This is a genomic window from Kitasatospora sp. NPDC053057 (genome assembly GCF_044546945.1).
In the GTDB taxonomy this organism is placed as follows: Bacteria; Actinomycetota; Actinomycetes; order Streptomycetales; family Streptomycetaceae; genus Kitasatospora.
The window spans coordinates 1-19,289 of the sequence record NZ_JBITZP010000071.1 but is presented as its reverse complement, the minus strand read 5'-3'; the positions used below and the strand labels follow the sequence as shown (position 1 = coordinate 19,289).

The 19,289-nt window shown below is 71.5% G+C and carries 6 protein-coding genes and 1 pseudogene; 3 read left to right on the top strand and 4 right to left on the bottom strand.

Translation table 11 applies throughout. The annotated features are described in order from the left end of the window. Window positions 1-302: 302 nt before the first annotated feature. The 3 genes from ACIG5E_RS37630 to ACIG5E_RS37620 form a co-directional block, all read right to left on the bottom strand. Window positions 303-1,157, bottom strand: coding sequence for an ABC transporter permease (locus ACIG5E_RS37630; protein ID WP_396541515.1), 855 nt, complete (start codon window positions 1,155-1,157; stop codon window positions 303-305). A 127-nt stretch (window positions 1,158-1,284) separates the two neighbouring features. After that, window positions 1,285-2,127: an ABC transporter permease gene (locus tag ACIG5E_RS37625; RefSeq protein WP_396541513.1), complete on the bottom strand. Its 843-nt coding sequence runs from the start codon at window positions 2,125-2,127 to the stop codon at window positions 1,285-1,287. Between the two features lie 8 nt (window positions 2,128-2,135). Beyond that, window positions 2,136-3,047 carry an ABC transporter ATP-binding protein gene (locus ACIG5E_RS37620; protein ID WP_396541511.1) on the bottom strand — a complete coding sequence of 304 codons (912 nt, stop codon included), beginning with the start codon at window positions 3,045-3,047 and terminating at the stop codon, window positions 2,136-2,138. Window positions 3,048-3,181: 134 nt separating this feature from the next. Between ACIG5E_RS37620 and ACIG5E_RS37615 the strand changes: the two genes are divergently transcribed. From ACIG5E_RS37615 to ACIG5E_RS37605, 3 genes and pseudogenes are all read left to right on the top strand, one after another. Beyond that, window positions 3,182-4,150: a sensor histidine kinase gene (locus tag ACIG5E_RS37615; protein WP_396541509.1), complete on the top strand. Its 969-nt coding sequence runs from the start codon at window positions 3,182-3,184 to the stop codon at window positions 4,148-4,150. Then, window positions 4,147-4,806, top strand: a complete 660-nt coding sequence (locus tag ACIG5E_RS37610; RefSeq protein ID WP_396541507.1) for a response regulator — start codon at window positions 4,147-4,149, stop codon at window positions 4,804-4,806. Before ACIG5E_RS37615 ends, ACIG5E_RS37610 begins: the two co-directional genes overlap by 4 nt. Window positions 4,807-5,110: 304 nt before the next feature. Beyond that, a pseudogene (locus ACIG5E_RS37605) lies at window positions 5,111-5,605 on the top strand (IS110 family transposase); the annotation flags it as partial. 205 nt (window positions 5,606-5,810) lie between these two features. Here ACIG5E_RS37605 and ACIG5E_RS37600 read toward each other — a convergent pair. Continuing rightward, the gene (locus ACIG5E_RS37600; protein ID WP_396541505.1) at window positions 5,811-19,253 is read right to left on the bottom strand and encodes an amino acid adenylation domain-containing protein; all 13,443 of its coding nucleotides are present in this window, start codon (window positions 19,251-19,253) and stop codon (window positions 5,811-5,813) included. Window positions 19,254-19,289 lie beyond the last annotated feature (36 nt).

The following is a 19,289-nucleotide window of genomic DNA, read 5'->3' as shown; positions in this document are numbered from 1 at the left end:
CCGGACCGTGCCGGACTTGTTCTCCCGCTTCGTCGTCTTCACGTACACGACTCCAGACCCTACGGACCAACTCCAGGTCAGCGCAGGCAAATCCGCAAAATCGCGTCTCTAGGCGAATCCGACCGCGTCACCAACCCCCAACCCACTGACCTGCACCTTCAACCCGGCAGGGACTCCAGGACCCCCGAATTACGCGGAACGCAGGATGCACCGGTCCGCGCAAACCGCCGGGTGTTCGCGGCACGGGAAGAGGCGCGGACCGCGGGGTCCGCGCCTCGGGGAGGGGGATGGAGGAATGGCGCTCACTGGTCCCGGCGGTTCGCGGAGAAGACGACCAGCGCCGCGGCGACCAGCGTCCACACCGTGAGGACGAGACAGGCGCCCCCCGCCGTCCACGGCCACTCCACAGCGGCGGGCTGGCCGTGCCCGAGGCGGTCCCAGGCCTGCAGGACCGTCATGTGCAGCGCGTCCACGCTCACCCGGCTGCGGGCGTTCAGCAGCGAGGGGATCACGAACAGCAGGGCGACGGTGGCGACGATGGCCGCCACGTTGTGCCGGATCACCGCGGCGACCCCCATGCCCACCAGGGCGGACACCGGGGCCAGCAGCACCGAGGCCAGGATCAGCCGCAGCACCCCGGAGTGCCCGGGACCGACGGCGAGGTCCTCGCCGGACAGCACGACCTGCGCCGCGACGTACGAGGCGAGGGCGGCACCCGCACCGAGCAGCGTCGTGGCCGCCGTGACCGCCGCCGCTTTCGCGGCCATCACCGCACTGCGGGCGGGGACCACCGTGAAGGTGGTCCGGATCATGCCTGAGGTGTACTCGCCGAGGATCGTGATCGCGCCGATCGCGCCGGCCCCGATGACCAGCATCATCGCGGCGCCAGAGGGAAAGGTGTCGGCCACTCGCCCGAGCGTCCGGAAGAGCACCCGCTGCTCCTCGTCTCCCCCGGTGTACTGCCGCAGGTCGCCGGCGGCGATGGAGACGGTGCTCATCAGGACCAGGGCCACGGTGACGGCGAACGACCAGCCGGTCGACCGCAGCGACCACAGCTTGATCCACTCCGCGGCGACCAGGTCGCCGAAACGGGCCTTGGGATCCGACGGCCGCGCGGCGGGCACCGGGGTCGTCCTGGACGTCGTCGGCGCGGTCACTTGCTCTCTCCTGGAAGGTATTCGACGCTGTCGGCGGTCGACCCGGTGGCCGTGCCCTCCAGCGTTCCGGTGTGGTCGGTCAGCAGGTCCAGAGGACTGCGCCTGCGCCGGGCGGCGGGCGCGCCGGTCACTGGTCCCGGTGGTTCGTGGTGAAGACGGTCAGCGCCGCGGCGACCAGCACCCAGACAGCGAGGACGAGGAACGCGCCCCACACCGTCCACGGCCACTGCGGCGAGCTCGCCGGCGCGTGGCCGAGGCGGTCCCAGGCCTGCGGGATCGTCATGTGGACGAGGCTCACACCGAAGTGGCTCCGGTCGTCCAGCATCGAGGGGACGACGAACAACAGGGCGATCGTGGCCACGATGGTGAGCACGCTGTGCCGGATCACCGCGGCCAGCCCCATGCCCACCAGGGCGGAGACCGGGGCCAGTAGCACCGAGGCCAAGAGCAGTCGCATCATCCCGGGGTGCCCGAGGCCGACGGCGACGTCCTGCCCGGCCAGCACCGCCTGGGCGGCAGCGTAGGAGCCGAAAGCGCAGGCCACCCCGAGCAGCGTCGTGGCTGCTGTGACCACCGCCAGCTTCGCGGCCATCACCGACGTGCGGGCCGGAACCGCGGCGAAGGTGGTCCGGATCATGCCGGTAGTACACTCGCCGAGGACCGTGATCGCGCCGATCGCGCCGGCGCCAACGATCACCATCGTGGACGCCCCGCGGGAGAACGCGTCGGCGAGCGTGCCGAAGCTGCGGAAGTACGCCTTGTGGTCGGCGTCGTACCCGGTGTAGTGCTGCGCGTCGGCGATGGCGCCGAAGACGGTGATCGTGAGGGTCAGCACCACCGTGGCGGCGAAGGCCCACGGGGTGGACCGCAGCGACCAGAGCTTGATCCACTCCGCGGCGACCAGGTCGCCGAAACGGGCCTTGGGCTCCAGCGGCGGCACGGCGGGCACCGCGGCCGTCCCCTTTGTCATCGGCGGGGTCACTTCTTCTCCCCCGCGAGGTACTCAACGCTGTCGGCGGTCAGCTCCATGAACGCCTCCTCCAGCGAGCTCGTGTGGTTGGTCAACTCGGTCACCAGGATGTGATTCTGGAACGCGATCTCGGCGATCCGGTCCGAGTCCAGCCCGACCACCGTGAGCCGCCCGCCGGTCTCCCGCGCCACCTCCGCGCCCTCGGAGACCAGCAGCGGCTGCAGCTGCGCCGGGTCGGGCGTGCGCACCGACACGCTCCGCCGGGCCCCGCGGGCCGCGAAGTCCGCCACGCTCTCCGCGGCGATCAGCTCACCCTTGCCGAGCACGATGAGCTGCTCTGCGGTGTGCTCCATCTCGGACATCAGGTGACTGGAGACGAAGACCGTACGCCCCTCGGCGGCCAAGCGGCGGAACAGGCCGCGCACCCAGTGCACGCCCTCCGGGTCGAGCCCGTTGAGCGGCTCGTCGAAGAGCAGCACCGGCGGGTCGCCGAGCAGCGCGGTGGCGATGCCCAGGCGCTGGCGCATGCCGAGCGAGAATCCGCCGATCCGGCGGTTCGCCGCGTCCGCGATGCCCACCTCCTGCAGTACCTCCTCCACCCGGCTGCGCGGGATGGCGTTGCTGCGGGCCAGGGCCCGCAGGTGGGCCCTGGCGGTGCGCCCGCCGTGCACGTCACCGGCGTCCAGCAGGGCGCCGACGTGCCGCAGGCCTCGGGGCAGCGAGCGGAACGGGCGGCCGTCGACGGTGACCGTCCCGCTGGTGGGGGCGTGCAGACCGAGGATCATCCGCAGCGTGGTGCTCTTGCCGGCCCCGTTGGGCCCGAGGAATCCCGTCACCTGGCCCGGATGCACGGTGAAGCTCAGGTTGTTGACCGCCAGCTTCTTGCCGTAACGCTTCGTCAGCTCGTGGACTTCGATCATGCGGACCATCGTGCCGTCCGTGTGGCGTTCGGTGCATCAGACCAGCGGTGACACCTGTCCGTCCCCGCCTGTCAGCCACGGTCGTACACCCGTGGTCCGATGCCCGGTCCGGCCGCCGTGGCTACCATCACCGTATGTTCGCCACGCTCACTATCCCGATGCTCAAGCGCGTGCCACCGGGTGTCTGGACGGCCGTCACCTGGCTGGTGGTCACCGTCTACCCGATGCTGCTCGTCGGGCAGGGCGGCGCCGTTGCCTGGTTCAACAGGATCGCCGCGGGCGGCTCCGCGGCCACGAGCCGGGACTGGAACATGGTGTCAGTGGCGGCGATGTTCGCCGTGGCGGGCAGCGCGCTGCTGACCCGCCGGCCACTGGCCGGCATCGCCATGCTGATCGGCCGCTCGATGCACCAGGCCCGTGACCACGTCAAGGAACTCAGCGCCCAGGCAGCCGCCCGGGCGGTTACCGCCGAGCGGCTGCGGATCGCCCGTGAGCTGCACGACGTGGTCGCGCACACCATCGGCATTGTCGCTCTGCAGGCCGGCGCGGCCCGCCGGGTCATCGAGACCCAGCCGGACCGGGCCTGCGCCGCGCTGGGCGAGATCGAGACGGCCCGTCGGGAGACGCTGTCCGGGCTGCGCCGGATGCTGGGCGCGCTGCGGCAGCCCGAGCCTGGCTCGGACGCCGAGCCGGCCCCGATGGAACCCGGTCCCGGCCTGGCGAACGTCGACCGGCTCGCCGCGACCACGACGGCCGCCGGTGTCCGGGTCGACGTGCGATGGAGCGGCGAGCAGCGGGCGCTTCCCCCGGAGATCGACATGTCGGCCTTCCGGATCATCCAGGAGGCCGTCACCAACGTGGTCCGGCACGCGGACACCACGGCGTGCCAGATGTCCATCGACTGCCAGGAGTCGGAGGTGTCCATCGAGGTCATCAACCGTGGCCACCGGCACCCGCACGCCGACACCGCCGGGCCAGGCCTCGGGCTCGTCGGCATGCGCGAGCGGGTCGACCTCCTGCACGGCGAGTTCTCCGCCGAACCGCTTCCCGAGGGCGGCTTCCGCGTGGCCGCCCGTCTTCCCGTCCCGGAGGGGGTCCGATGACGATCCGTGTGGTGCTGGCCGACGACCAGCCGCTGGTGCGCGCCGCCCTGCAGATGGTGATCGCCGACGCCCCCGACCTGGAGGTCGTCGGCGAGGCCTGCAACGGCGCCGAGGCAGTCGAGCTGACCGCCGCGCTGGAGCCCGACGTCGTGGTGATGGACATCCGGATGCCCGGCATGGACGGCATCGAAGCCACTCGGAAGATCACCGCCGGCCCCGGCAAGGCCCAGATCGTCGTCCTCACCACCTTCGACGACGACGACTACGTCTACGGCGCGCTGCGGGCTGGCGCCTCCGGCTTCCTGGTCAAGGACATGGCCCTGGACGAGATCCTGGCCGCGGTCCGGGTGGTCGCCGGCGGCGCCGGCCTGATCGCCCCCGGCGTCACCCGCCGGCTGATCAAGGAGTTTGCTGGCCGCCCGACCGCAGCGGCCGCCGCCAGGCCGCGCCGGACCATCGCCGGCATCACCGACCGCGAGCGCGAGGTGCTAACCCTGGTCGCCCAGGGGATGTCCAACACCGAACTGGCCGAGCACCTGGTGATCAGTGTCGCCACCGCCAAGACCTACGTCACCCGGCTGCTGGCCAAGCTCGACGCCCGGGACCGGGTCCAGCTGGTGATCATCGCCTACGAGGCCGGGTTGGTGACGCCTTAACCTAGGCGGGCTCCCGGCCGGGGGACCCGCCCCCCGTTACCTTCTTCGCGGCCCTGAAACGGGGCTCCTGGCCGCCGGGCCCGGCATGATTGTTGCCCCCTGTCGATCGCATGACCTGGGGGGTGGTGTCACCGGGTCCGGGGCACCGTATGACCGCTGATGAGAGGCCTGACCGGCACCCTGCCGAGTGCAACGCCCGGCCGCTGACGGGTGCCGGGTCTGCGTAACGTGGATGCGCGCGAACGGTGCCAATGGGCGAGGCCAGAACGGATGAGCGGCCCTCGGGGGTTCGACATTCGACACCGTCTTTGACAAGCGGCTGCCCAACAGCGAACCCAAGCTGCGGGTCGTCTTCGGCAAGCTCGCCGCCGAGTTCGGGCGCGTCCTGGTGATCGTCGATCAGCCAGCCTCGATTGGCGCCCTGCCCCTGGCGGTGGTTGTGACGTCGGCTCCGAGGTCGCCTACCTGCGCGGCCTGGCGATGCGCCGCCTCGCCGACCTCTACCCCGGCGAGGCCCAGACCGACGCCCGCGACGCTCACGTCATCGCCGACGCCGCCCGCACCATGACCCACACCCTGCGCATGCTCGAACTCGCCGACGAGACGGCCGCCCAGCTCACCGTCCTGACCGGCTTCGACCAGGACCTCGCGGCCGAAGCCACCGGCACCAGCAACCGCCTGCGTGGCCTGCTCACCCAGTTCCCCCTCCCTCGAACGTGTCCTGGGCCCCCGCCTGGACCACCCCGCCGTCACCCACTTGCTGGAGCAATACGGTTCCCCAGCCGCCCTGCGCAAGGCCGCTGCCGAAGACTCGTGAACCTGATACAGCCCAAGGCCGCCTGCAGCCCACTCATCGTCACTGACACAACCAGATAGTCTCATGTCCCACGAAGAAGATCGAGCCTGGAATAAAGCTGCCGCACACGCTTGACGAAGAACATAGAGGCACCCTCCGACAGTCCGGCGTTCACCGGAGCGTTCCGGTCAGTGCGCCGGCGTCGGCCTCACTGCCCCCGCATCGGCCGCAGCGCCGGCCGGCTCGACTTCTCCGTCCCGAGCTGCCGCGCGAGCCCCGCCACGGTCGGTGAGTCGAACAGGACCCGCAGTTGGACGTCCACACCCAGCAGGGCCCGGACGCGCGCGCCGAGTTCGACGGCCAGCAGGGAGTGCCCGCCGAGCTCGAAGAAGTCGTCGTCCACGCCGACGGACTCCAGCCCGAGCACCTCCGCGAAGGCCTGGCACAGGAGTTCCTCCTCGCGGCCGGCCGGCCCACGGCCCCCACCCGTGGTGTACTGCGGCGCCGGAAGGGCCTTGTGGTCGAGCTTGCCGTTGACCGTCAGCGGCAGCGCGTCCAGCACCACAACGGCGGACGGGACCATGTAGCCCGGAAGCCGCTCTCCGATGCACGCGCGCACCAACTGCGGCAGTTCACCGCCGCCCTGACCGTCGGCGGGCACCACGTAGGCCACCAGACGGGTGTCGCCGGTGTCCTCGCGCACGACCACGGCCGCCTGCGCCACTGCGGGGTGCTCGGCCACCACCGCACCGATCTCGCCGGGCTCGATCCGGAAGCCACGGATCTTCACCTGATCATCCGTACGGCCCGCGAACACCAGCTGCCCGTCCACCGTCCAGCGGGCGCGGTCGCCCGTGCGGTACAGCCTCTCACCCGCACCGCCGAACGGGTTCGCCACGAACCGCTCCGCCGTCAGACCCGGACGGCCCAGGTACCCGCGCGCCAGACCCACGCCCGCCACGTACAGCTCACCCGGCACGCCGACCGGCACCGGGGCCAGGAACTCGTCCAGCACGAACACCCGGGTGTTCACCACCGGAGAACCGATCGCCACCTCCCCAGCCCCCGGGTCGCACTCCCACAGCGTCGCGTCCACCGTCGTCTCGGTCGGACCGTAGGAGTTGAACAACCGGTGACCACGCGCCCAACGCGCCATCACCTCCGACGGGCAGACCTCACCCGCCGTCACCAGCACCACGTCCGCGCCGATCGACCCCTCGTCCAGGGTCGCCAGCACCGCCGGCGGCAACGTCACATGCGTCACCCGCTGCTCCGCGAGGAAGCGGGGCAGGGCCTCTCCCAGCCGGCGCTCCGTCGGGATCACCACCAGGGCCGCGCCGCTCAGCAGCGCCATCAGCCACTCCCAGCCGAAGGTGTCGAAACCCGCCGAAGCGAACTGACCCACCCGCGACCCCGCACCGACCCCCAAGTAGCGAACATGGCCCGCCACCAGACTCGCCACACCCGCATGCGACACCAGCACACCCTTGGGACGACCCGTCGAACCCGACGTGTAGATCACATACGCCGGGTTCTCCACCCGCACCACCGGGCCCGCCAACGCCCCGTCCCCCAACACCGCCAGCTCCGCCACCGTCACCGGCGCGTCCACCAGCACCACCGTGCCCGACACCACCGCCGCCGTCACCGACGAAGCGAGCACCACAACCGGCCCCGCGTCCTCCAACATGTAACCGACGCGCTCCACCGGGTACGCCGGATCGATCGGCATATACGCACCGCCGGCCTTCGCCACCGCGAGCAACGCCACCATCAGGTCGACACCACGCTCCAGGCACACCCCGACCACCGACTCGGCACCCACGCCACGGGAGACCAGCAGCCGGGCCAGGCGGTTCGCGCGCGCATCCAACTCCCCGTACGACACCTCGATGCCGTCGGCCACCACAGCCACCGCGCCCGGGTCACGCGCCACCTGAACCGCGAACAACTCCGCCACCGTCCCCGACGGCACCTCGGCACCGGTCGCGTTCCACTCCACCAACAACCGCTCACGCTCAGCAGCACCCAGCACCTCCACCGCGCTCAGCGAAACCGTCGGGTCGGCAGCCACCGCGGCCAGGACGCGCACGAGGCGCTCCGCCAGCCGCTCGGCCGTCTCCGGGGCGAACAGGTCCGCCGCGACAGTCACCGAACCGTGGATCCCGGCCGGACGACCCGCGGCGTCGAACACCTCGCCCGCCGCCACCTCCAGGTCGAACTTCGCCACCGAGGCCCCCGACATGATCCCGGACGCTCCCGTCCCCGGCAGGTCGAGCACCGCCCGCGCATTGTTCTGCAGGATGAGCATCACCTGGAACAGCGGCTGGACCGCCGTCGAGCGGACCGGCGCCAGCTCCTCCACCAGCCGCTCGAACGGCACGTCCTGGTGTGCGAACGCCGCCAGGCTGGTCTCGCGCACCTGCCGTAGCACCTCGGTGAACGCCGGGTCGCCCGACAGATCGGTCCGCAGCACCAGGGTGTTGACGAAGAAGCCGACCAGGTCGTCCAGCGCGGCATCCGTGCGGCCCGCGTTCGCCACGCCGATCGGGAGGTCGGTGCCCGCGCCCAGTCGGGCGAGCAGCACCGCCAGAGCGGACTGCAGCAGCATGAACGGGGTCACGCCCTCCGCCCGGGCCAGCTCGGCGAGCTTCGCGTGCACCTCGGCCGGCACCGTCAGCGGCACCTGGTGGCCGCGGTGGGAGGCGACCGGCGGGCGCGGGTGATCGAACGGCAGCGCCAACTCAGCCGGCGCGCCGGCCAGCGCCTCGCGCCAATGGGCCGTCTGGCGGGAGAACAGGCTCTGCGGATCCCGCTCGTCGCCGAGCAGCTCCCGCTGCCACAGCGCGTAGTCCGCGTACTGGACCGGCAGCGACGCCCACTCCGGCGCCCGGCCCGCACAGCGCGCCGCGTAGGCGGACGACAGATCCCGCCCCAGCGGCACCCACGACCAGCCGTCACCAGCGATGTGATGCACCACCATCACCAGCACCCGCTCCTGCGGTCCCGCCTCGAACAGCCACGCCCGGATCGGGGCCTCCGACGCCAGGTCGAACAGGTGGCCCGCGGCCTCGGCCACCGAGGAATCCAGTTCCTCCGGAGCCACTCGCACCACCGACATCTCCCACGCCAGCTCATCGAGCGTGAGGATCCGCTGGTATGGCTCGCCGCCCTCGTTCGGCAGCACCGTGCGCAGCACCTCGTGACGGCCGATCACGTCCCGCAGCGCCGCGTTCAGCGCCACACGGTCCACCGCGCCGGTCAGGCGCAACGCGACCGGGACGTTGTAGGTGGCACTCGGCCCCTCTAGTTGTCCGATGAACCAGAGGCGGCGCTGCGCGTAGGAGAGTGACACGCGCTCGGGTCGCTCCATCGGCGTCAACGCCAGCCGACTCTCCCCGGTGTCCTCCGCGATCCGGGCGGCCAGGGCCGCGACGGTCGGCACGTCGAACAGGACCCGGATGTCCAGGTTCACACCGAGCACCGCACGGATGCGGCTGGCCAGTCGGACCGCCAGCAGAGAGTGGCCACCGAGTTCGAAGAAGTTGTCGTCGACGCCGACACCCTCCACGCCGAGGACCTGCGCGAACACGCCGCAGAGCAGTTCCTCGCGCGGGTTCGCCGGCCCCCGGCCCACGGCGGAGCGCTCCTCGGGGGCGGGCAGGGCCTTGCGGTCCAGCTTGCCGTTCACGGTGATCGGCAGGGCGTCCAGCACCACGACGGCCGCCGGCACCATGTAGTCCGGCAGCCGCTCGGCGGCCAGACCCGTGAGCAGCCCGGGCAGGTCGGGGTGCGGGCCGTCGGCGGGCACCACGTAGGCCACCAGACGAGTATCGCCGGTGTCCTGGCGCGCGACGACGGCCGCCTGAGCCACCTGCGGGTGCGAGGCCACCACGTTCTCGATCTCGCCGGGCTCGATCCGGAAGCCGCGGATCTTCACCTGGTCATCCGTACGGCCCGCGAAGACCAGTTGCCCGTCCGCCGTCCAGCGGGCGCGGTCGCCCGTGCGGTACAGCCTCTCACCCGCACCGCCGAACGGGTTCGCCACGAACCGCTCCGCCGTCAGATCCGGACGGCCCAGGTACCCGCGCGCCAAACCCACGCCAGCCACATACAGCTCACCGGGCACGCCCACCGGAACCGGCGCAAGGAACTCGTCCAGCACGAACACCCGGGTGTTCACCACCGGAGAACCGATCGCCACCTCCCCCGCGGCTTCCGGGGCACAGCGCCACAGCGTCGCGTCCACCGTGGTCTCGGTCGGACCGTAGGAGTTGAACAGCCGGTGGCCGCGCGCCCAACGAGCCATCACCTCGGGCGGGCAGGCCTCGCCCGCGGTCACCAGCACCACGTCCGCGCCGATCGACCCCTCGTCCAGGGTCGCCAGCACGGCCGGCGGCAACGTCACATGCGTCACCCGCTGCTCCGCGAGGAAGCGGGGCAGGGCCTCTCCCAGCCGGCGCTCCGTCGGGATCACCACCAGGGCCGCGCCGCTCAGCAGCGCCATCAGCCACTCCCAGCCGAAGGTGTCGAAACCCGCCGAAGCGAACTGGCCCACCCGCGACCCCGCACCGACCCCCAGGTGGCGGACATGGCCCGCCACCAGGCTCGCCACACCCGCATGCGACACCAGCACGCCCTTGGGCCGCCCCGTGGAGCCCGAGGTGTAGATCACGTAGGCCGGGTTCTCCACCCGCACGGCCGGGCCGCCCGGGGAGCCGCCCTCCAACGCCGCCGCCTCCGCCACCGTCACCGGCGCGTCCACCAGCACTGCAGTCTCCGGGACGACCGAGGCTGTCGCCGAGGAGGCCAGCACCACCGCCGGCCGCGCGTCCTCCAGCATGTAACCGATGCGGTCCACCGGATAGGCCGGGTCGATCGGCATGTACGCACCGCCCGCCTTCGCCACCGCGAGCAACGCCACCAACAGCCCGATCCCGCGTTCCAGGCAGACCCCGACCACCGACTCAGCGCCCACGCCACGGGAGACCAGCAGCCGGGCCAGACGGTTCGCGCGGACGTCCAGCTCCGCGTAGGTCACCTCCTCGCCGTCGGCGACCACGGCCACCGCCTCCGGTGCCCGCGCCACCTGAACCGCGAACAACTCCGCCACCGTCCCCGAGGACACCTCGGCACCAGTCGCGTTCCACTCCACCAGCAACCGACGCCGCTCCGCCGCTCCCAGCACCTCCACCGCGCTCAGCCGGACCTGGGGGTCACCGGTCAGCACCTCCAGCACCCGCACCAGCCGGGCCACTAGGCGCTCCGCCGACTCCACGCCCCACAGATCGGCCGCCGCGGTCGCCGAACCCCGGACGCCTGCGGGAGCGCCGGCGTCGTCGAAGGTCTCGGCGACGATCACGTCGAGGTCGAACCTCGCCAGCCCCGCGCCCGCAGTCACCGGCTGCAACCGGAGACCGGGCAGCTCCAGCACGGCCTCCTCGGTGTTCTGCAGTGTGAGCATCACCTGGAACAGCGCGTGGTGGGCCATCGAACGGTTCGGAGCGAGCTCCTCCACCAGTCGTTCGAACGGAACGTCCTGATGCTCGAACGCCTCCAAGCTCCGTTCCCGCACCCGGCCCAGCACCTCACGGAACGTCGGATCCCCTGACAGGTCGGTGCGCACCACGAAGGTGTTGAGGAAGAATCCGACCAGGTCGTTGAGCGCCTCGTCGGTCCGGCCGGCGTTGGGCGAACCGATCGGGATGTCCGTTCCGGCTCCCAGCCGCGAGAGCGTCACCGCCAGCGCGGCCTGCAGGACCATGAACACGGTCACGCCCTCGGCCCGCGCCAACTCCACCAGCCGGGCATGGACCTCTGCGGGGACATCGACCGGCACCAGGTTGCCGCGGTGCGAGGCGATCGCGGGCCGCAGACGGTCGAACGGCAGCTCCAGCGCCTCGGGAACGCCCTCCAATGCGGATCGCCAGTAGTCCGCCTGGCGGGAGATCACGCTCTCCGGGTCGCGCTCGTCGCCCAGCAGCTCACGCTGCCAGAGCGCGTAGTCGGCGTACTGCACCGGCAGCGGCGCCCACTCCGGGGCCCGGCCCGCGCAGCGAGCCGCGTAGGCCGTCGAGATGTCGCGCGCCAGCACGCCCTTCGACCATCCGTCAGTCACGATGTGGTGGATCGTCAGCACCAGGACGTTCTCCTCAGGGGCGGTCCGGAAGAGCGCTGCCCTGATCGGCAACTCGGACGCCAGGGTGAACTGGTGCATCGTCTCCTCGACCACCGCCGAGTCCAGCGCCTCGGCCGCCAGCTCGGTCACGGACAGCCGCCATGCCAGCCCCTCCGCAGGGAGGACCTGCTGGTACGGTTCGTCGTTCACGGTCGGGAAGACCGTACGCAGCACCTCGTGCCGGCCGATCACGTCCAGCAGCGCCGCGTTCAGTGCCTCCTGATCCAGCCGGCCGACCAGCTTCAGCGCGACCGGCACGTTGTAGGTCGCGCTCGGGCCCTCCAGCTGCCCCAGGAACCAGATGCGGCGCTGACCGTACGACAGCGGCAGCCTCTCGGGGCGCGGACCGGCCGTCAGCGCCTCCCGTGCCGTGCCCGCACCGTTCAAGCGGCCCGCCAGGCCGGCCACGGTCGGGGCCTCGAACAGCATCCGCAGCGGGACGTCCACGCCGAGGACCGTACGGATCCGGCTCACCAGACGAGTGGCGAGCAGCGAGTGGCCGCCCAAGTCGAAGAAGTCGTCGTCCACACCGACGCCCACCAGGCCGAGCACCTGCGCGAACACACCGCACAGCAACTCCTCCTGGAGTGTGGCCGGGCCGCGGCCAGCACCGGTCACGTACTCGGGGGCGGGCAGGGCCTTGCGGTCCAGCTTGCCGTTCACGCTCAGCGGCAGAGCCTCCAGCGGCACCACCGCGGCGGGGACCATGTACGAAGGCAGCCGGTCGGCGACGAAATCCGTGACAGACCGCGGCAGTTCGACGGAGCCGCCGTCCCCGGCCACCACGTAGGCGACCAGTCGCCGGTCACCGGGAGCATCCTCGCGCGCCACGACGACGGCCTGCGCAACCTGCGGATGCGAGGCCACCACGGCCTGGACCTCACCGAGCTCGATCCGGAAGCCGCGGACCTTCACCTGCTCGTCCACCCGGCCCAGGTACTCCACCTGGCCCTCGGCATCCCAGCGCACCAGGTCACCCGTGCGGTACAGCCGCTCGCCACCCGTCCCGAAGGGGTTCGCGACGAACCGCTCCGCGGTCAGACCGGCCCGGCCCAGATAGCCGCGCGCCAACCCGGCACCCGCCAGGTACAACTCACCGGCGACACCTGGTGCCACCGGCCGCAGCCAGCCGTCCAGGACGAAGACCCGCGCGTTCGGAAGCGGACGCCCGATCGGCACCACTCCCCCGACCTCACCGTCCGCGTACCACGCCGTCGAGTACACGGTCGCCTCGGTCGGACCATAGATGTTCGCCACTCGCGCACCGGGCAGCGCCGCACGGATGCCGGCCACCGCGTCCGCGGTCAGTGCCTCACCCGCCAGCACCACCGTTCCCGGCTCCGCCGTCGGCCCACCCGAGGCCAGGATCTGCGCGAACGCCGACGGGACCCCGCTGACCAGGCTCAACCCCGAGGGGCCCTGCTGCCGGTCTGCCAGCACCAGGAGGTCCTTGACGACCTCCACGCTGCCACCTGACACGAGCGGACCGAACAGCTCGAACACCGACACGTCGAAGTTGAACGACGTCGACGCCAGCACCCGCTCGAAGTCCGCACCACCGAACTCCGCCGCGGCCCAGGACAGCAGGCCCGCCACCGAACGGTTCTCGACCACCACGCCCTTCGGCCGACCCGTCGAACCCGACGTGTAGATCACGTACGCCGGACTCCCGGCTCGGAGCACCCGCTCGCCGGCGGCCAGGGGCGAGCCGTCCAGCCCGGCCACGGCCGGGTCGTCCACCCGCACCCGCTCCACACCTGTCGGTAGCGCGGCCGCCGTTCCCGGGGACACCAGGACCACCGCGGGCGCCGCATCGCCGAGCATGAAAGCCACCCGGTCCACCGGGTAGCCCGGGTCGATCGGCAGATACGCACCACCCGCCTTCAGGACGGCCAGCAGTGCCAACACCGCATCCGCGCCGCGCTCCAGGCACACCCCCACCACCGACTCCGCGCCGACACCACGGCCCAGAAGACCACGCGCCAGGCGGTTCGCCCGGGTGTCCAACTCCCGATACGACAAACGGATGCCATCGGAGACCAGCGCCACCGCGTCCGGGGTCCGGGCGGCCTGCGCCTCGAACAGCTCCGCCACGGTCGGGGCCGGGACCTCGGCCTCCGCGCCGTTGCCGCTCCACTCACTCAGCACCCGCCGCAGACCGGCCTCATCCAGCACCTCGACCGTGCTCAACGGTGCGTCCGCACCGCCTTCGAGCACGGACTCCAGGGCGGACACCACACCCTCGACAGCGGTGTGCAGCAACACACCCACCGCCTCCGGATCCACCGGTGCGACCGCGTCCACCACCAGGGAGATCGCGTCCCCGGAGTCATTCACGGACACGCTCAGCGGATAGTTCGTGCGCTCCCGCGAGAAGACCGCCCGGATCCCGGTCGGACCGTCCTTCGCGACGCGGCCGGGCTCGCCGCCGCCACCGTCATGGCGGTAGTTGAGGAAGGAGGTGAACAACGGCGCGTCACCCGGCACCCCGCTGGCATTCTGCGCCAGCGCCAGCGAGGCGTGCTCGTGCTCCAGCAGCTCCGCTAGCTGGCCACGCATCGCCGACACCGCCGCCGCCACACCCAGCTCACCCGTGCGCACCCGGACCGGAAGGGTGTTGATGAACGGCCCCGGCACCCGCTCGGAACCCGCACCCGCGTTCATCCGACCGAACAGCACCGTGCCGAACACCACGTCGTCGCGACCACTGACCGCAGCCAGCACCCGGGCCCACGCGACGTGCAGCACCGTCGCCGCGCTCGTCCCGAGACGGCGCGACACCACCCGTAGCCGGTCGTGCAGCCCCGACGGCAGCGGCGCCGAGCGACGCACCTCGTCCGCCCCGTCACCACGCACGTCCACCAGCCCGAACGGCGCCGTCGCCTCCTCGACATCACCCAGGAGGGCGGCGAAGTAGCGCTCGTGCTCGGACTGTGGCACGCCACCGCGGGCCTGCGCGACGAAGTCGCGGAACGGCAGCGGTGCGGACAGCTCCGACGCACGGCCGGCCAGGATCGCCTGCACCTCGCCGAACACGACCTCGAGTGCCATGTGGTCCTGCACGATGTGGTGCACCCGCACCAGCGCCAGCCAGCCCCCGCCATCCGGCGCCGCGGCGATGTGCAGTCGGATCAACGGCGCCCGTCCCAGGTCCATGGACAGGCTGGCCGCGACCGTCAGCTGTTCGGCCGGTTCGACGCTCCCTCCCTCCAGCACGACTTCCTCGACAGGCAGGCTTACACGGCGCCGGACCACCTGGACCGGCTCCCGCAGCCCCTCCCAGACGAAGGAGGTACGGAAGACGTCGTGCCGGTCCACGACCAGCTGCAGCGCCTCGACGAAGGCGTCCAGGCGTGCCCGGTTGTCGAACTCCAGCACCGTGGGGACGACATAGGCGTCCTCGCCGCCCTCGGCCAGCAGGTGGTGGAAGAGCAAGCCCTCCTGGAGCGGCGCGAGCGGGTAGATGTCGGCGATGTTCGCCGCGCCGCCCTCAACGGTCCCGGCGATCCGCTCGATCTCGTCGGCGGCCAGCTCGACCAGCGGCAGCATCTCCGGGGTGATCTCGACGGCGTCGGCCGGGATCAGGTTCTCCGGTACCTCCACCTGGACCGCACCTGTGGACGCCGCCAGGCCGGCCGGCGTGGGGAGCTGGAACAGTGTCCGCACGGAGACGGACACGCCGTGTCCTCGCAGGTGCTCCACCAGACGCACCCCGAGCAGGGAGTGCCCGCCCAGGGCGAAGAAGTTGTCGTCGACGCCGACGCTCTCCACGCCGAGGATGTCGGCGAAAGCGGCGCAGACGATCTCCTCACGGGCGTTCACGGGGCCTCGGCCGGTACCGGTGGTGTACTCCGGGGCGGGCAGGGCCTTGCGGTCCAGCTTGCCGTTACCGGTCAACGGCAACTCGTCCAGCACCACGACCGCGGCCGGAACCATGTACTCCGGCAGTCGCAACGCAGCGAACTCCCGTACGGACTGTGGCAGTTCAGCATCACATCGACCATCGGGGACGAGGTACGCGACCAGGCGCAGATCTCCCGGAACGTCCTGACGTGTGATCACGGCAGCCTGTGCGACCTGCGGGTGCGCGGCGATCACGGCCTGCACCTCGCCCGGCTCGATCCGGAAGCCCCGGATCTTCACCTGCTCGTCCGCACGACCCAGGAACTCCAGCTGCCCCTCGGCGGTCCAGCGCGCGATGTCACCGGTACGGTACATCCGCGCACCCGGCTCGAACGGGTTCGCGGTGAACCGCTCCGCCGTCAGACCCGAACGCCCCACGTACCCGTGTGCCAACTGCACACCCGCCAGGTACAGCTCACCCCCGACCCCGACCGGCACCGGCCTCAACCGGTCGTCCAGCACATACACCCGCGTGTTGGCCACCGGCGCACCGATCGGCACCACAACGGCGGTCTGCTCGCGGTCGCACTGCCACGCGGTCACGTCGACCGACGCCTCCGTCGGGCCGTACAGGTTGTGCAGCTCCACACCGTCGAAGACCTCGAAGAACCCCTGCTGGACGTGCAACGGCAGCGCCTCACCCGAGCACACCACCCGACGCAGCACTCCGCCGCAGCCGGCAGCCGCCGGCTCGGCCAAGAACGCCTCCAGCATCGACGGCACGAAGTGCGCCGTCGTCACACCCTGCTCGCCGATCAGCGCGGCCAGGTACTCCGGCTCCCGATGACCACCCGGACGCGCCACCACCAGCGTCGCGCCCTCCAGCAGCGGCCAGAAGAACTCCCACACCGACACGTCAAACCCGAATGGCGTCTTCTGCAACACCCGGTCCGCACCCGTGAGCCCGAAACGCTCCTGCATCCACGCGAGCCGGTTCACGATCCCCTCGTGCGACACCACCACACCCTTGGGCCGCCCCGTCGAACCCGACGTGAAGATCACGTACGCCGGATGTGCCGGCAGCACCGCCACGCCCGGCGCCGTACCCGACAGGCCCGCCAACTCCTCAACGACGCCGGGCTCGTCTACCACGACCACCGGAACAGCCGCCGGAATCACGTCGCCGAAGGCCCGCGCGGTCACCACCGCAGCCGGCGCGGCATCCTCCAGCACCACGGCAATCCGCTCTGCCGGATACCCCGGATCAACCGGCAGATACGCACCACCGGCCTTCAGCACCGCCAACAGCGCCACCACCAAATCGACACCACGATCCAGGCACACACCCACCACGGAACCGGCACCCACACTCCGCGACACCAGCAGGTGCGCCAGACGGTTCGCCCGCGTGTCCAGCTCGGCATACGAGAGGCTTACACCGTCCGCGACCAGCGCCACCGCACCCGGCGTCCGCGCCACCTGCGCCGCGAACAGCTCCGGCAGCGTGCCTCCGGAGACCTCCGCCACCGTGTCGTTCCACCCCACCAACACCCGCTCACGCTCGGCGGCGTCCAGCACCTCCACCGTTCGGAGTTCCGCCTCCCCCTCACCGTCGAGTGCCCGCTCCAACAGAGGAATCAGTCCGTCGACGGCGGTGCGCATCAGCGTGCCGACGGCTGCCGGATCGATGGGAGTGACCGCGTCGACCGCGAGCGACATCTCGTCACCGCCGTCGTCCACGGAGACAGCGAGCGGGTAGTTGGTGCGTTCCCGGGTGAACACCACGCGGATGCCGTCCAAACCGCGGCCGTCCTCCTGCGCGGAGTCCCTGCCGGTGTTGTGGCGGTAGTTGAGCAGCGAGGTGAACACGGGGATGTTGGCCGCGAGGCCACTGGCCTGCTGGGCCACAGCGAGGGCGGCGTGCTCGTGCTCCAGCAACTCGGCCAGCTGGCCGCGCATCGCCGTCACGGCTTCCAATGCACCCAGCTCACCAGTCTTCACCCGAACCGGCAGCGTGTTCATGTAGAGCCCCGCCACTCGGTCGGCGCCCGCACCCGCGTTCATCCGGCCGAACAGCACCGTCCCGAACACCACGTCCTCATGGCCGGACACCGCCGCGAGCACCCGCGCCCACGCGACGTGCATCAGCGTCGCCGGGCTAGTCCCGGCCCGCCGCGCCACCGCCCTCAGCCGCTCCACCGTCTCGGGTGCGAGCGGCACCACGGCGCGCTCCACGGCGGCGCCGTCGCCCTGGACGTCGATCACCTCGAACGGCGCGGTGGGCTCGGCCACGTCACCGAGCAGCTCGGTGAAGTACCTCTCGTGCTCGGTTCGTTCGTTCCCGCTGCGCACCTGGGCGACGAAGTCGCGGAACGGCAGCGGCTGCGGCAGCTCGCCGCCGCACCCGGCCAGGAACGCCGCCACCTCGTGGAGCAGCAGCTCCAGGGCCGTGTGGTCCTGCACCAGGTGGTGCAGCCGCAGCAGCACCAACCAGCGCCCGCCCTCGGGCAGCGCCGCGGCGTGCACGCTGATCAGCGGCGCCCGCCCCAGGTCCATGGACAGGCGCACGACTTCCCGGAGTTCGGCCGACGGGTCGGCGGCCTGCGGGTCGAGAGCCACCTCGGTCACCGCCAGCCGGGCGTGCCGCCAGACCACCTGGACCGGCTCGCGCAGCCCCTCCCACACGAAGGACGTGCGGAAGATGTCATGCCGGTCGATCACCTGCTGGAAGGCCTGGGCGAACGCGTCCACCCGCTCCCGCGAGTCCATCTCGATGACCACCGGCATCAGGTAGGCGTCCTCGCCCCCCTCCGCCATCAAGTGGTGGAACAGCAGACCCTCCTGCAGCGGCGCCAGCGGATAGACGTCCGCGACGTTCGCCGCGCCACCCTCCACCGACGCCACCACACGCGCCAACTCCTCGGCCGACAGGTCGACCAGCGGCAGCATCTCCGGCGTGATCTCGACCGCGTCGGCGGGGATCAGGTTCGCCGGAACGGCGACCTCCCCGGCGCCCGTCGAGGCCGCCAGACCGGCCGGGGTCGGAGTGTCGAACAGCGCCCGCACCGACACCGACACACCGTGCCGGCGCAGCACCTCCACCAGCTGCACCGCCAGCAGCGAGTGGCCGCCGAGGACGAAGAAGTCGTCATCGACGGTCACGCCCTCCAGGCCCAGCACCTCGGCGAACGCCGCGCACAGCGCCTCCTCGCGCGCATTCGCCGGAGCCCGGCCCACACCCGCGCCGGCCGCGTAGTCCGGGGCCGGCAGGGCCTTGCGGTCCAGCTTCCCGTTACCCGTCAGCGGCAGGGCGTCCAGGACGACGACGGCCGACGGGACCATGTACTCCGGCAGTCGGCCCGCGACGAACGCCTTCACCTGAGCGGGCAGGGCGTCCAGGTCGTCGTCCTCGTCGTCGGCGACGACGTACGCCACCAGGCGCACATCTCCCGGCACGTCCTCGCGGGCGATCACCGCGGCCCGCGCGACCTGCGGGTGCGTGACGACGACGTTCTCGACCTCGCCGGGCTCGATCCGGAAACCACGGACCTTCACCTGCTCGTCCGCACGCCCCAGGAACTCCAACTGCCCGTCCGCACGCCAACGCGCGACGTCACCCGAGCGGTACATCCGCGCACCCGACTCGAAGGGATTGGCGACGAAACG

Bases quoted from the DNA above. Each gene is read 5' to 3' on its own strand.
- ACIG5E_RS37625 (WP_396541513.1), bottom strand. From the start codon at position 2,127: ATGACAAAGGGGACGGCCGCGGTGCCCGCCGTGCCGCCGCTGGAGCCC.
- ACIG5E_RS37620 (WP_396541511.1), bottom strand. From the start codon at position 3,047: ATGATCGAAGTCCACGAGCTGACGAAGCGTTACGGCAAGAAGCTGGCG.
- ACIG5E_RS37615 (WP_396541509.1), top strand. From the start codon at position 3,182: ATGTTCGCCACGCTCACTATCCCGATGCTCAAGCGCGTGCCACCGGGT.
- ACIG5E_RS37610 (WP_396541507.1), top strand. From the start codon at position 4,147: ATGACGATCCGTGTGGTGCTGGCCGACGACCAGCCGCTGGTGCGCGCC.
- ACIG5E_RS37600 (WP_396541505.1), bottom strand. From the start codon at position 19,253: ATGTACCGCTCGGGTGACGTCGCGCGTTGGCGTGCGGACGGGCAGTTG.